The 13,446-nt window shown below is 69.0% G+C and carries 11 protein-coding genes, 1 tRNA gene and 1 pseudogene; 10 read left to right on the top strand and 3 right to left on the bottom strand.

The annotated features are described in order from the left end of the window. Nucleotides 1–47 precede the first annotated feature (47 nt). The 8 genes and pseudogenes from glp to AB0B82_RS12875 all read left to right on the top strand — a co-directional run bounded on the left by glp (nucleotide 48) and on the right by AB0B82_RS12875 (nucleotide 7,703). Complete coding sequence (gene glp, locus AB0B82_RS12910; protein ID WP_360166099.1) at nucleotides 48–1,268, top strand: gephyrin-like molybdotransferase Glp; 1,221 nt, start codon at nucleotides 48–50, stop codon at nucleotides 1,266–1,268. Further along, the gene (gene moaC / locus AB0B82_RS12905) at nucleotides 1,268–1,765 is read left to right on the top strand and encodes a cyclic pyranopterin monophosphate synthase MoaC (RefSeq protein WP_360166096.1); all 498 of its coding nucleotides are present in this window, start codon (nucleotides 1,268–1,270) and stop codon (nucleotides 1,763–1,765) included. Before glp ends, moaC begins: the two co-directional genes overlap by 1 nt. Next, nucleotides 1,762–2,250 carry a MogA/MoaB family molybdenum cofactor biosynthesis protein gene (locus AB0B82_RS12900; protein WP_360166093.1) on the top strand — a complete coding sequence of 163 codons (489 nt, stop codon included), beginning with the start codon at nucleotides 1,762–1,764 and terminating at the stop codon, nucleotides 2,248–2,250. The genes moaC and AB0B82_RS12900 overlap by 4 nt, the downstream gene beginning before the upstream one ends. After that, a complete protein-coding gene (locus AB0B82_RS12895; protein WP_360166090.1) occupies nucleotides 2,250–2,867 on the top strand; it encodes a GNAT family protein in 618 nt (205 codons plus the stop codon). Before AB0B82_RS12900 ends, AB0B82_RS12895 begins: the two co-directional genes overlap by 1 nt. Nucleotides 2,868–2,964: 97 nt before the next feature. Beyond that, nucleotides 2,965–3,804 (top strand): hypothetical protein, encoded by an 840-nt coding sequence (locus AB0B82_RS12890; protein WP_360166087.1) that lies wholly within the window; start codon nucleotides 2,965–2,967, stop codon nucleotides 3,802–3,804. A 72-nt stretch (nucleotides 3,805–3,876) separates the two neighbouring features. Continuing rightward, nucleotides 3,877–3,949, top strand: a tRNA-Ala gene (locus AB0B82_RS12885). 490 nt (nucleotides 3,950–4,439) lie between these two features. Further along, a pseudogene (locus AB0B82_RS12880) lies at nucleotides 4,440–4,676 on the top strand (helix-turn-helix transcriptional regulator); the annotation flags it as partial. Between the two features lie 42 nt (nucleotides 4,677–4,718). Then, nucleotides 4,719–7,703 (top strand): BTAD domain-containing putative transcriptional regulator, encoded by a 2,985-nt coding sequence (locus AB0B82_RS12875; protein WP_360166344.1) that lies wholly within the window; start codon nucleotides 4,719–4,721, stop codon nucleotides 7,701–7,703. Here the strand turns inward: AB0B82_RS12875 and AB0B82_RS12870 are convergent. Beyond that, nucleotides 7,691–8,110: a hypothetical protein gene (locus AB0B82_RS12870; RefSeq protein ID WP_360166084.1), complete on the bottom strand. Its 420-nt coding sequence runs from the start codon at nucleotides 8,108–8,110 to the stop codon at nucleotides 7,691–7,693. The two genes, AB0B82_RS12875 and AB0B82_RS12870, sit on opposite strands and share 13 nt — an antisense overlap. 159 nt (nucleotides 8,111–8,269) lie before the next feature. Between AB0B82_RS12870 and AB0B82_RS12865 the strand changes: the two genes are divergently transcribed. Both AB0B82_RS12865 and katG read left to right on the top strand, forming a co-directional pair. After that, nucleotides 8,270–8,695 carry a Fur family transcriptional regulator gene (locus tag AB0B82_RS12865; RefSeq protein WP_360166081.1) on the top strand — a complete coding sequence of 142 codons (426 nt, stop codon included), beginning with the start codon at nucleotides 8,270–8,272 and terminating at the stop codon, nucleotides 8,693–8,695. Between the two features lie 125 nt (nucleotides 8,696–8,820). Beyond that, nucleotides 8,821–11,034: a catalase/peroxidase HPI gene (gene katG / locus AB0B82_RS12860; protein WP_360166078.1), complete on the top strand. Its 2,214-nt coding sequence runs from the start codon at nucleotides 8,821–8,823 to the stop codon at nucleotides 11,032–11,034. Between the two features lie 47 nt (nucleotides 11,035–11,081). Here the strand turns inward: katG and AB0B82_RS12855 are convergent, their stop codons facing one another. Both AB0B82_RS12855 and AB0B82_RS12850 read right to left on the bottom strand, forming a co-directional pair. Then, nucleotides 11,082–12,104, bottom strand: a complete 1,023-nt coding sequence (locus AB0B82_RS12855; protein WP_360166075.1) for a hypothetical protein — start codon at nucleotides 12,102–12,104, stop codon at nucleotides 11,082–11,084. Continuing rightward, nucleotides 12,098–12,475, bottom strand: coding sequence for a hypothetical protein (locus AB0B82_RS12850; protein WP_360166072.1), 378 nt, complete (start codon nucleotides 12,473–12,475; stop codon nucleotides 12,098–12,100). The genes AB0B82_RS12855 and AB0B82_RS12850 overlap by 7 nt, the downstream gene beginning before the upstream one ends. Nucleotides 12,476–13,446 lie beyond the last annotated feature (971 nt).

Genomic DNA, 13,446 nt, shown 5'->3' with positions numbered 1-13,446 from the left:
CGGAACTATCGCCGGGAACGGCGGTCGGGTGGATTAGGGTCGAGCTCGTGAGACGGAGTGTTGATGAGCATCTGGAGGTCGTGCTCGGCCGGGTTGCCGCCCTGCCGGCGTTCGACCAGCCGTTGATGGACGCAGTCGGGCTGATGCTCTGCGAGGACATCGTCTCGGGGGTGAGTCTGCCGGGCTTCGACAACTCCGCCATGGACGGTTATGCGGTCCGGGCGGCGGATCTGGCCGGCGCCGCGGACGAGAATCCGATCACCCTGCCGGTGGTCGGGGAGTTCCGGGCCGGGCGCAGCGAGCCGATCGTGGTCACCCCCGGGACCTGCGTGCGGATCATGACCGGGGCGCCGATGCCGCGCGGCGCGGACAGCGTGGTCCCGGTCGAGTGGACCGACGGCGGGACGGTCAACGTGCGTATCACCCAGCAGCCGCCGCTCGGCGGTTCGGTGCGCCATGCGGGGGAGGACGTGACGGCGGGGACGAAGGTGCTCGACCGCGACACGGTCCTCGGGCCGCGGCAGATCGCCGTCCTGGCCGCGGTTGGCCGGGCGCGGGTGAAGGCACGGCCGCGACCGCGGGTGGTTGTGATCTCGACCGGCGCCGAGCTGCGCGAGCCGGGGAGCCGGCTGGGCGAAGGGCAGATCTACGACTCGAACAGCTACACCCTGGCCGCGTGCGCGCGCGACGCCGGCGCGGTGGTGTATCGCGTCGGTATCGTCGACGACGATCCGAAGCGGATCATGGACACGCTGTCCGACCAGCTGGTGCGGGCCGACCTGGTCATCACCACCGGCGGTGTCAGCATGGGTGCGTACGACATCGTGAAGGAGGAGCTGTCCAAGCTCGGCACGGTGGACTTCCCGCAGGTCGCGATGCAGCCCGGCAAGCCGCAGGGGTTCGGGGTGATCGGCGAGGACGAGGTTCCGATCTTCACGTTGCCCGGCAATCCCGTCTCGGCATATGTGTCGTTCGAGGTGTTCGTGCGGCCGGCGCTGCGCAAGATGATGGGCCAGATGCCGTACCGGCGCCCGCTCATGCCGGGCGTGACGCTGGACGGGTTCAGCTCGCCGGCGGGGAAGCGGCAGTTCGTCCGGGCCGCGGCAACGTCCGGTGACGAGGGCTGGATGGCCAGTACAGTCGGCGGGCACGGCTCCCACCTGCTGGGCGGGCTGAGCCGGGCGAACGCACTGATCGTGGTGCCGGAGGACGTGACGTCGGTGCGGGCCGGCGATCAGGTCGAGCTGATGCTGCTTGGGGGTGCCTGATGACACAAGACTCCGGGACGCCGGGACCGGGCGGGCTGACCCACGTCGACGAGACCGGTGCCGCGCGGATGGTGGACGTGTCGGCGAAGGACACCACGGTCCGCCGAGCCGTTGCCAGCGGCAAGGTTCTGGTGTCGGCCGAGGTGGTGACGGCGCTCCGCGGCGGAGGCGTGCCGAAGGGGGACGCGCTCGGCGTCGCCCGGATCGCCGGGATCATGGGCGCGAAACGGACCCCTGACCTGATCCCGTTGTGCCACCCGATCGCGATCACCGGCGCCAAGGTCGACCTCGAGGTCGCCGACGACGCCGTACTGATCCGGGCCCAGGTGAAGACGACCGACCGCACCGGTGTCGAGATGGAGGCCCTGACCGCCGTCGCTGTCGCCGGGCTGGCCGTGATCGACATGGTGAAGGCACTCGACCCGGCAGCGGTACTGTCCGACGTCCGGGTGGAGCTCAAAGAAGGTGGTAAGACCGGGCATTGGGAGCGGCCGTGAAGGCTCTGGTCGTCAGCGTCTCGAACCGGGCAGCCGCCGGTGTCTACACCGACACCACCGGTCCGCTGATCGCCGAGCGGTTGCAGGCATGGGGTTTCGAAGTGTCCGGTCCGCAGATCGTGCCGGACGGCGATCCCGTCGGCCAGGCGCTGCGTGCGGCGGTGGAGGCGTCGTACGACGTCGTGCTGACCACCGGCGGTACGGGGATTTCGCCGACCGACGAGACACCTGAGCAGACGGCCGCTGTGCTGTCGAAGGAGATCCCGGGGATCGCCGAGGCGATCCGGGCGTACGGCGTGGCCAACGGCATCCCGACGGCGTCACTGTCCCGCGGGCTCGCGGGTGTCGCAGGGCGGACGGTGATCGTCAACCTGCCGGGTTCGCGGGGCGGTGTGAAGGACGGTCTCGCCGTACTCGAATCGTTGCTGCGTCATGCGGTCGACCAGGTCCACGGCGGTGACCACGTGCGGACGGACGCCGACTGATGGCCGTCGTCCAGTGGCCGGTGGAGCTCAAGCACGGGCAGGTGGGGCTGCGCCCGCTGCGCCCGAGCGACGGCGCCGAATGGGCCGCGGCCCGCCAGCGCAACGTGAGCTGGCTGCGGCCCTGGGACGCCACCCAGCCACCGGGCGCGGACGACGGCGCGCGGACGTTTCGCGCGATGGCACGCGACTGGAACCGGCAGGCGAAGTACGGGCGGATGCTGCCGTTCGTCATCACGTACGGCGGTGCGGCCGGTCTCGGCAAGCGGTCGAAGTGGCCGCTGGTGGGACAGCTCACGGTCTCCGGAATCACCTACGGCTCGGCCCGCTGGGCGAACCTCGGCTACTGGGTCGACGAGCAGTACGCCGGCCGCGGGATCGTGCCGACCGCAGTCGCGATGGCCGCCGACCACTGCTGGTTCACGCTCGGCCTGCACCGCATCGAAGTGGCGATTCGCCCGGAGAACAAGGCGAGTTTGCGGGTCGTGGAGAAGCTCGGCTTCCGGTACGAGGGCGAGCGGCCGCGGTTCCTGCACATCGACGGCGACTGGCGCGACCACCGCATCTTCGCCCTCAACGTCGAAGAGGTCGGACCCGGTCTCGTAGCGCGACTGCGCTGACTACGGAGCGTACTGTTCACACCAGTCACACGAGTTCTCTTGCGACACACCGTCCGACGTACCCCATCTGGCCCCCGCCGCGCTTTAGCGTCATCGCATGGGGACGACAGGGTTGATCTATGTGGCGATCGTCGCCGCGTGGGCCGCCTACCTCGTCCCGATGTGGCTGAAGCGGGGCGACGAGGCGCGACGCCGGCCGGTGGTGCCGACGTCCGGCGAGGCGCGGGTGCTCGCGCGCGATCCGTCGCGGCCGCGGTACGTCGTACGCCCGGCCGGAGCGGCCTCCACCGAATCGGCCCCGGCTGGGACGAGCGCGGCGGGTGCAGCGGCCGCGGGTGAGTCGCCACCGGGCACGCGGTACGTTCCGAACCGAGCCCGCCGGGTGGCCGCCATGCGCCGTCGGCGGGTGCTGTCGATCCTGACCCTTTCGCTGCTGTCCGTCGTGGCCCTCGCCGGACTGGAGATCCTGCTGTGGTGGACGGTCGCGATCCCCGGTGCGCTGATCGTGGCGTTCGTCATCCTCACTCGCGTGCAGCTGCGGCGCCAGGCTCGGGCCCGCGCCGAGGCCGCCGCCCAGCGCCGTGCCCGGGCGCAGGCACGACACGACCGCGGCCCGGCGGGCAAGCCGGCGCCGTCGCCCGACGAGGAGAAGACCATCGAGGTCAAGCTCCCCGCCGAGCCCGCGCCGAAGCCCGAGGAGAAGAAGCCGGCCGAAGGCCTCTGGGACCCGGTGCCGGTCACGCTGCCGACGTACGTCATGAAGGAGAAGGCCCCCGACCGTACGGTCCGCACCATCTCGCTGACCGACGACGAGGTGTTCTCCAGCGCCCGCACCACCGACCCCGCCGAGAAGTCCGGAATCGCCGAAACCGTCACCCCCTCGGCGCGGCCCTCGGTCCAGGAAGAGCCTGAGGTGAAGCGCGCAGTCGGCGACTGATATCCGGTTTTAGTCTGCGGGGCTCTCCGTGTTAGAGTTTCGCGGTCGCCAGGGAAACCCGGTGACCAGCTCGGGGCTGTGGCGCAGTTGGTAGCGCGCTTCGTTCGCAACGAAGAGGCCAGGGGTTCGAATCCCCTCAGCTCCACGAAGACGATGGGCGAGGTGTGTCGCGCAGATCCTGCGCTGACCACCTCGCCTTCGTCGTGTTGTGCGGCTTCGCTCCGCTCGCCGCCGGCGGGGGCTCCGCCACCCGCACCCCCTTTTTGCCTTCGCTTCGCTCGGCGGCTGGGGGTTGGGTTTGGCGGTTGGCTCGGGTGCTGGGGTTGGGTTGGGCGGTTGGCTCGGGGTTTGGAGTCGGGTTGGGCGGTCTGCTCCGGTGCTGGGGTCGGGTTGGGCAGTCTGCTCGGGTGCGGGGGTTGGGTTTGGCGGCTGGCTCGGGGTTTGGAGTCGGGTTGGGCAGTCTGCTCCGGTGCTGGGGTTGGGTTGGGCGGTTGGCTTGAGGGCTGGGCTGGGAGATGGGCCGTTGAGCGAGTGTTTGGTGGGGGCTGGGCCGGGCTTGGAGGGCGGTGCGGATGGGTCGGACCGTTTCGAGTTCCGGGGGCTGGGGTGCTACTGAGCGTCAGTAGGATGCTTGAGTGCCGGGTTGGGCGCGGGGGACGCGGGGTGGGGACGAGTTCGGCCTGCCTCGGGGCGGATTCGGGGAGCTTCTGCGCGGGTTTCGGGTGGGGGCGGGGGTTACGCAGCGGGAGTTGGCGGCTCGGGCAGGGTTGAGCGCGGGGGCTGTTCGGGATCTTGAGCAGGGACGTACTCGGAGTCCTAAGCCGGACTCGATCGCTGCGCTGGCCGATGCGCTCGGGTTAGGCCGGCGGGACACCGACGAGCTGCATGCCGCGGCCAGGGTGGTTCGTCACGAGGTGAGTGCGGCCGATGGCGCCGGGCCGATGCGGATCGCCGTACTCGGACCGCTGGAGGTATGGCGGGGCGACGTGGCGCTCGTGGTGAACTCGCGGACGCAGCGTGCCCTGCTGGTACGGCTCGCGTTGGCTGCTGGTGCGATTGTCGGGCAGGACGAGCTCATTGCCCTGTTGTGGCCGCGACAGGTACCTGCGAACGCTGCCGGCTTGCTGCACACACGCATGGCGCGGCTGCGGCGTCTGCTCGAGCCTGCCAACGCGTCGGCGCCGGTGGTGGTTGCCGCAGGCACCGGGTACCGCTTGACGGTGGACGTGGATGGGCTCGATCTGCTGGCGTTCCGCGACCTCACGGCGCGAGCAACACGGGAGGCGGCGGCGTTCGCGTTGTTGTCGGAGGCTGTGGCGTTGTGGCGCGGTGAGACCGATGTGGAGCAGGTGCTGGCCGATCCGGCGTACGTTGCTGTGTTCAACGAGTACGTCGCCGCCGTACGGGCGTTTGCTCGGCTGGCGCGCGATCTGGGTCAACCGGAGGTCGCGCTGGAGCGGCTGCGCGCTTTGGCCAACCGTGACGAACTCGACGAGCCGCTGCACGTCGACCTGATCCGTACCCTCGACGCAGCCGGCCGGCAAGCTGAGGCGCTCAATGCGTACGACCGCATCCGTACCGCGCTGGCCGAACACCTCGGCATCAACCCGAGCGAAACACTTCGCGAAGCCCACCTCGCCGTACTCCGCCGCCACGAGGCTCCGCAGCACACCAACTTCCCGCCCCACACGAGGGGTGAGCGGGGCGTCGTTCAGCAGGTGCCTTCGGCGCCGCCGGACTTTGTCGGGCGGGCGGGTGAGCTGGACGCGATCCGCACGGCGCTCGGCCGGCGCGGGTTGTCGTCCCGGGTGGTGCTGATCGACGGTGTCGCGGGCGTGGGCAAGACGGCGCTGGCACTGACGGCGGCGCATCGGCTGCGGGAGGAATACCCGGACGGGCAGCTGTACGCCGACCTGCGGGGCAACGGTACGGCGACCACGGCGCCGCTGCAGGTGTTGACCCGGTTCCTGCGTGCGCTCGGCGTACCGGGCCGGCGGATCGGCACCGACGAGGCCGAGGCTGCCGCTCTGCTGCGTAGCGAACTCGCGGACCGAAGGATGTTGCTCCTCCTGGACAACGCGCGAGACGCGGCGCAGGTGCGGCCGCTGCTGCCCGGTGCGGGGCAGAGCGATGCGATCGTTACCAGCCGCAGACAGCTGCTCGACCTGGAAGCCGCCGGGGTTGTCAGCCTCCAACCACTCAGCCACGAGGACGCGGTCGCGCTGATCACCTCCACCTCCAGAGCGCCGGAAGTGGGTACCGACAGCGAGGGCATCGATGACCTCGCGGAGGCCTGCGCGCGACTACCCCTCGCACTGCGCATCGCGGGCGCGAGGCTTGCGACCCGGCGCGGCTGGACGGTCGCCGACCTGGCCCGCCGCCTCGACGACAGCAACCGGCGACTCTCCGAGCTCAGTCTGGGCGAGTCCAGCGTGCTCAACAGCTTCCAGCTCAGCTACGCGGATCTCGCGCCGGACGCGCAGCGGGCGTTCCGGTTGTGCAGTCTGCATCCGGGGGACGACTTCAGCGCCGACAGTACGGCGGCGTTGCTCGACGTACCGGTCCCGACGGCCGACCGCGTCTTGGAGGACCTGCTGGGCGCGAACATGCTCCTGCAGCACTCGAGGAACCGCTACCGCTTCCACGACCTGCTCGGCCTGTATGCGCGCAGGCTGGTCGCCACGGACGACGAGAGCGAGTCGGCGCGGAGCAGGCTGCACGAGTGGTACGCCGAGACGGTGACGGCGGCGGTCGACGTCGTGCATCCACAGCTCGTCCGGCTGAGCGAGTACCCCGCCGCAGCGGAGGTCTTCCAGTCAGCGGAGTCCGCGCTCGAGTGGCTCGACGAAGAGCTCCCGGCGTTGCTGGCCGTCGTACAGGACGACGGGGCTTCGCTGGCGTGGCGGATCGCTGACCAGCTCCGGGGGTACTACCTGCTTCGCAGGGACGCCGAGGGATGGTTGCCGGCGGCACAGGCTGGGATGGCCGCGGCAACAGCGGCCGGTGACGACTTCGCGAAGGTTGCGATGCTCATCAACCGCGGCCAGGCGCTGGGCGCGGTCGGGCGAGACGAGGACGCGATGTCCGACTGCCTCGCCGGTCACGCGCTCGCGGTGGCGGTCGGGCGTCCGATCGCTGCTGCCTACCTGGCGCATCAGGTCGGCTGGCTGCAACTGGAGCGAGGCAAGCTCGACGACGCCGAGCACTGGATGTCGCGCGCACTGGAGTTGACCGATACCGAGCCCCGCGGGCATGTGCGTGCTATCGCGCTGAACGGGCTCGGGATGGTTCGGCTGTACGCGGGCGCCTTGCAGAAGGCCGCGGACCTGTTCACGTCGGCGCTGGAGATCAGCGAACACGGTCTGGAGACATCGCGCCTGACGATCCGCGGCAACCTGGCCGGTGCGTTGCGGCAGTCAGGGGCGACCGAACGTGCTGCCGAGCTGTTGAGCGAGCTGATGGCGACGTATCACCAGCGCTCGCAGTACCGTGGCGAGTCGTCCACGCTGGACGAATGGGCGCGGCTGCACAGCCGGCGTGGTGACGGAGCCGCCGCACTGCAGACTGCCCTCCGAGCGCATGAGCTCGCGAAGCTCGTCCGCGATCCGAAGGCGCAGGCGCAGACCGCTTCGGCCGTCGCGCAGGCGCAGCTGACGCTCGGCGATCCAGCGGCGGCGCTCGAATGGATCGAGGCATGCCTGGCGATCGCGCGCGACACGTATCCGTACCTCGAGGCCGAGGCACTGCTCACGCTGGCCTCGGCGCAACTCGCGACGGGCGACCACTCGGCGGCGGCGTTGTCCGCCGAGCAGGCCGCCCTGATCGCGAAGGCGTGCGGATTCGAGCTGCTCGCGGCCGAAGCCGGTCGGCTCAGTTCGTTGCCGGATCAGCCTTTGTAGAGGCAGAACGAGTAGAGGGTGCGGCCGGTCCTCGTGCTGTCGCCCCGCGGCTCGAACCACAGGGTCCCGTTGCCCTTGGAGTGGTAGCCGACGCTGACCGTCTTCGTTACCTTGCGGCCACCGCTCGCGGACAGGATCGTCCAGGAACTCTTGCCGTCCTGCGCCATCCGGACCCGGATCGTCTTGACGGCGTTCGAGGTGCTGTAGGTCACGCGCACCTTGGCGTTGCCACCCGGCCAGTTCCGGTACTGGAAGCCCAGACCGCCCAGAACGCTGTCGGTTGTGCTCGACGATCGCACGCAGGTGACGGCCTCCGCCGTGTTCGCGAGCCGGATCGTCACCGCGGTCGACAGCAGCAAGGCGAGCGCCGCGACCAGTACCGAGACCCTTCGGACAGACAAACTCACAATCACTCCTCAACAGTCCAATTGCCTGATGAAGGGCAACCTAGGGGCCGCCACGTTCGCCGCCCTGCCCGTACTCCGCCCGTACCGCAGCGAAAAGGCGCAGTACCGGACGCGGAAGCTAATCTTGACTCATTCCAGAAAAGGCGAGAGACTGCGGGCATGCCGACGGTGGACGAGCTCGAGGGGTTGCTGCGTGGGGCCTCGTTGCGGGTGACCCGCCCACGGCTGGCGGTGCTGGCCGCGGTGTACGGGCATCCGCACGCGGACACCGACTCGATCATCGGTGCCGTGCGCAACGAACTCCCTCAGGCCTCACACCAAGCGGTGTACGACTCGCTGCACACGTTGACGGCCGCGGGACTGGTCCGGCGGATTCAGCCGCTCGGATCGGTCGCGCGGTACGAATCGCGGGTCGGTGACAACCATCACCACGTGGTCTGCCGTTCGTGCGGAGCCATCGCGGATGTCGACTGTGCGGTCGGGCACGCGCCGTGCCTCACCGCGTCCGACGACCACGGGTTCGTCATCGACGAGGCCGAGGTCATCTACTGGGGCCTCTGCGCCGACTGCTCCCGCCGTACCTGAACCTGCTGACCCCGACCTCGCCGTACCTGAAGTCGCCGTACTGCCGACACCGAACCTGAACTGCCGTACCTGAACTGCCGTACCTGAACTCCCTGTCGTCCAAGTCCAGTCCTGGAAGGAATTCGATGTCCGAGAACCATGAGCCCCTGCCCGGTGAGGCGACCGCGGAGAGCCGCGGGGCCGAGACCGGCGGCTGCCCGGTGAACCACGGTCAGGGCGTCCACCCGACCCAAGGGGACGCGAACCGCGACTGGTGGCCGCACCAGCTCAACCTGAAGATCCTGGCCAAGAACCAGCCGGTGACCAACCCGCTCGGCGAAGAGTTCGACTACGCCAAGGAGTTCCAGACCCTGGATCTCGCGGCGGTGAAGGCGGACATCGCCGAGGTCCTGACCAGCTCGCAGGACTGGTGGCCGGCCGACTTCGGCAACTACGGCCCGCTGATGATCCGGATGGCGTGGCACAGCGCGGGTACGTACCGGATCCACGACGGCCGCGGCGGCGCCGGCGCCGGCCAGCAGCGGTTCGCCCCGCTGAACAGCTGGCCCGACAACGGCAACCTGGACAAGGCGCGCCGGCTGCTCTGGCCGGTCAAGAAGAAGTACGGCCAGAAGATCTCCTGGGCCGACCTGATGATCCTCACCGGCAACGTCGCGCTGGAGACGATGGGCTTCAAGACCTTCGGCTTCGCCGGCGGCCGCGAGGACGTCTGGGAGCCGGAGACCGACGTGTACTGGGGTCCGGAGACCACCTGGCTCGGCGACGAGCGGTACTCCGGTGACCGTCAGCTCGAGCGTCCGCTCGGAGCGGTCCAGATGGGTCTCATCTACGTGAACCCGGAAGGCCCGAACGGCAACCCGGACCCGGTCGCCGCGGCGCGCGACATCCGCGAGACATTCGGCCGGATGGCGATGAACGACGAGGAGACGGTCGCGCTGATCGCCGGCGGTCACACCTTCGGCAAGACCCACGGCGCCGGCCCGGCCGAGAACGTCGGGGCCGAGCCCGAGGGCGCGCCGATCGAGCAGCAGGGCCTCGGCTGGAAGAGCACGTACAAGAGCGGTAAGGGCGCCGACGCGATCACCAGCGGTCTCGAGGTCACCTGGACCACGAAGCCGACACAGTGGACCAACGACTTCTTCGAGATCCTGTTCGGCTACGAGTGGGAGCTGTCGAAGAGCCCGGCCGGCGCGCACCAGTGGGTCGCGAAGGGCGCCGAGGCGGTCATCCCGGACGCGCACGGCGGCCCCAACAAGGTACCGACCATGCTGACCACCGACCTGGCGCTGCGGTTCGACCCGATTTACGAGCCGATCTCGCGCCGGTTCAAGGACAACCCGGATGAGTTCGCGGACGCGTTCGCGCGTGCTTGGTACAAGCTGACCCACCGCGACATGGGCCCGGTTGCGCGGTACCTCGGCCCGGAGGTTCCGGACGAGGTGCTGATCTGGCAGGACCCGCTGCCGCCGGTCGAGCACGAGCTGATCAACGACGCCGACGTCACCGCGCTGAAGGCCGCGATCGCGGCGTCCGGCCTGTCGGTGTCGCAGCTGGTGTCGACCGCGTGGGCGTCGGCGTCGACGTTCCGCGGCAGTGACAAGCGTGGTGGCGCCAACGGTGCGCGGATCCGCCTGCAGCCGCAGATCGGCTGGGAGGTCAACAACCCGGACCAGCTCGCGCTCGTACTGCGGACGCTCGAGGACATCCAGCAGTCGTTCGGGAAGCCGGTGTCGCTCGCCGACCTGATCGTCCTCGCCGGTGGGGTCGGTGTGGAGATCGCGGCGAAGAACGCCGGGTACGACATCGTCGTACCGTTCACGCCCGGCCGGGTGGACGCGTCCGCCGAGCAGACCGACGCCGACTCGTTCGCGGCGCTCGAGCCGGTCGCCGACGGGTTCCGCAACTACTACGGCAAGGGCAACCGCCTCCCGGCCGAGCACCTGCTGCTCGACCGCGCGAACCTGCTCACGCTCAGCGCGCCGGAGCTGACCGTCCTCGTCGGCGGCCTGCGGGTCCTCGGCACGAACTGGGACGGTTCGCAGTACGGCGTCCTCACCGAGCAGCCGGGCACGCTCACGAACGACTTCTTCGTGAACCTGCTCGACCTGGGCACCGAGTGGCACGCGACCGACGGCAGCCAGGAGACCTTCGAGGCGACCGTCGACGGCAAGGTCAAGTGGACCGGTACCCGCGCGGACCTGGTCTTCGGCTCGAACTCCGAACTCCGCGCCGTCGCCGAGGTCTACGCCAGCGACGACGCGAAGGAGAAGTTCGTCAACGACTTCGTTGCCGCCTGGCACAAGGTCATGGAACTCGACCGCTTCGACCTGCACCGCTGACCTGCCCCGAACAGGCTCCCGCCACGGATGTGGTGGGAGCCTGTTCGTCAGTTGCTGCAGCCGCGGGGAGGTACCGACGGTTGTTCGGAGCCGCCGTCGGGGTCGACGAGGACCGGCCGCAGGTCCGTCACCTGGAGCGGGACGGAACGGGTGAAGTCGAGCGGAATGTCACCTTCCATGCCGCCACCGGTCCAGTGCACGGTCCAGTACGCCGTCGCGCTGACGGTATAGGTACCGGACTTCGCGCAGCGGGAGGACTTCGGATACCTGAACCCGCAGGTGGGGGAGGACGGCATGTCCTTGAGCGACCTGCCGGTCGCCATCGCGCGGGTGAACGGAGTCCCGGATCCCTTACAGGTCACGGTTTTCCCGGTGCCCATGGACCACTCGATGCGATCCACGGTGCCGGTCGCGGTGATGGACACCCCGCCCAGCGTCGCGGTCTTCGTCTGCGGACCAGTGGTCGTCGGTCCCGGATCCGTCACCCACATCCAGATCGGCACGTTCACGATGCCCACGTGATCCGCACTCTGCACGTACGGCGACAACCCCAGCCCCGGCGCCACGAACTCCATGGTCTCCACCACCCGCCGAGCCGCCACCCGAGGATCAATCGTCCGCTCCTCACCAGGTGGCCGATTGACTGACTCCATCGTGATCTGGACGACCGGCTTTCCTTCAACCACGCCAAGGATCAGCCAACAGCCGTAGAACTTCGTGCCTGGCGGGTAATCGCTGGCACTGCCAACAGACTTCTCCAAAGATCTTGGAAAGCCCAGCGAAAACAGGTAGCACCCCGATCGCACATCGAAGAACCCGTACGTCGTCCGGCACGGCACGGCCTGCCCTTCGAAAATACAGGCGGACCCGCCCGGCTTCTTCGCACCAGGAGTCTTCACGACTGACGTTGTGGGCGGATGCCCGTCATCACTCACCTGCAATTCGCACTGGCCGAGTAGAATGTTCTGTCGACAGGGCGGCTGACTGGGCTCGGTCAGGCTGTCTGTCACACCTGTCGGTGCGGTCAGACTCGTGGCGAGAATCGCTGTCGCGATTGCTGTGGTCAGCATTGCGCGGCCCGGTTGGTGCCGTAGTAAGCCTTCCATGCTCCGTGATCGAAGCGCATCTGCATTTCGTCCAGCCAGCGCGTCGGCGTGCCCGGCGCCTTGACGTTCTTGCCTTGTGCGTCGACGGTCTTCGCCTTCGATGCGTCGAGGCAGGCCTGGACCGTGATTTCCGCGATCTGGCCGTTGGTTCCGGCCGCCCCCACTTTGAGCGGCTTGGTCCAGACGACATCGATACGTCCGACTGATCGCAGCTCCCTGCCTCTGTACAGCGCGGCCTGGTTCAACTCTGCCTTCAACATGATGCCGACTGCCACCTTGGACAGCCCAGCCACGTCCTTGCCGCCGCTGGCGGCCGTCGCCATCTTCGCCGCCATGTACGACCGGTATCCGGTCTGGGCCGCCGCCGCCTGCGCTGCGGCGGTGTTCGTCGGAGCCGCGGATGGTGACGGTGTCGACGCCGGCGTGGACGCTGCCGCCGAGGGTGACCTGTTGGGTTGGGCGGCTTCGGGGGAGCCTTCGCAGGCGGTGAGGGCCAGGAGGGTGCAGAGGGCTGCGGCGGTTGGCTTGAGGGCCGGTCGGCGCGGCATAAGGGCTCCGTTCGCTGATGCTGGGGGTATAAGCGTCGCATACGGAGGGTGTCCGTCCGGAGAGTTATCCACAGAGCTTGCACGGCTCTCATCGGTCGCTTCCGTAGTACTGCCGAACTGCACCACCCAGTTGTGGTGGCCGAAGGCGCCGGGTGAGGGACGCGGGCTGGGGTGGACGTGGGGTGTGGGCCGTCCGCGCTCATCCAGACGCCAAGGAGCCGCCGGTAGAGCGCCGGTCATCGGGTCGTGGGACACCAAGCTGGGGGTTCCAACAGGCAATATCAGGTCTGCACGCACCACAACCTGTTCACACCCACGCAAGCTGTCCCTGCCGACCCCAGCCCGTTCGCTCCGACCAGCCTGTTCACTCTCACCCAAGCTGTGCACCGCCACCGCACCTGTGCACGCCCACCGCGAGCTGCACCCCCACCGCGACCTGCCCCCCCCGCCGCGACCTGTGCACGCCTACCGCGACCTGTCCACTCCCACGGCAGGCTGTGCACGCCCGCCGCGACCTGTGCACGCCCGCCGCGACCTATGCACGCCCACCTCGACCTGGACACGCCCTCCGCGGGCTGCGCACGCCCTCCGCGAGCTCATTACGCGCACCGGGAGTTGGCGCAGGCGCCCGGAACGGGGTTGCCCACTGAGCTGGAGGGTTGCCCCCAATGCCGCTCAGTTAGGGCTGGGGTGTGGTTGTCAACCGTCGTGGATGTGGATGGTGTGGGTGATCTTGTAGTTGTTGCGGTCGGTGGTGG

Origin of the sequence: Kribbella sp. NPDC048915, from assembly GCF_040649595.1 — a bacterium.
In the GTDB taxonomy this organism is placed as follows: domain Bacteria; phylum Actinomycetota; class Actinomycetes; order Propionibacteriales; family Kribbellaceae; genus Kribbella.
Note: the sequence above shows the minus strand (reverse complement) of the source record. Positions and strands in the feature narration are given on the sequence as shown.

Coding starts and splice junctions, on each gene's coding strand:
- moaC (WP_360166096.1), top strand. CDS start 1,268: ATGACACAAGACTCCGGGACGCCGGGACCGGGCGGGCTGACCCACGTC.
- AB0B82_RS12895 (WP_360166090.1), top strand. CDS start 2,250: ATGGCCGTCGTCCAGTGGCCGGTGGAGCTCAAGCACGGGCAGGTGGGG.
- AB0B82_RS12890 (WP_360166087.1), top strand. CDS start 2,965: ATGGGGACGACAGGGTTGATCTATGTGGCGATCGTCGCCGCGTGGGCC.
- AB0B82_RS12865 (WP_360166081.1), top strand. CDS start 8,270: ATGCCGACGGTGGACGAGCTCGAGGGGTTGCTGCGTGGGGCCTCGTTG.
- katG (WP_360166078.1), top strand. CDS start 8,821: ATGTCCGAGAACCATGAGCCCCTGCCCGGTGAGGCGACCGCGGAGAGC.
- AB0B82_RS12855 (WP_360166075.1), bottom strand. CDS start 12,104: ATGCTGACCACAGCAATCGCGACAGCGATTCTCGCCACGAGTCTGACC.
- AB0B82_RS12850 (WP_360166072.1), bottom strand. CDS start 12,475: ATGGCGGCGAAGATGGCGACGGCCGCCAGCGGCGGCAAGGACGTGGCT.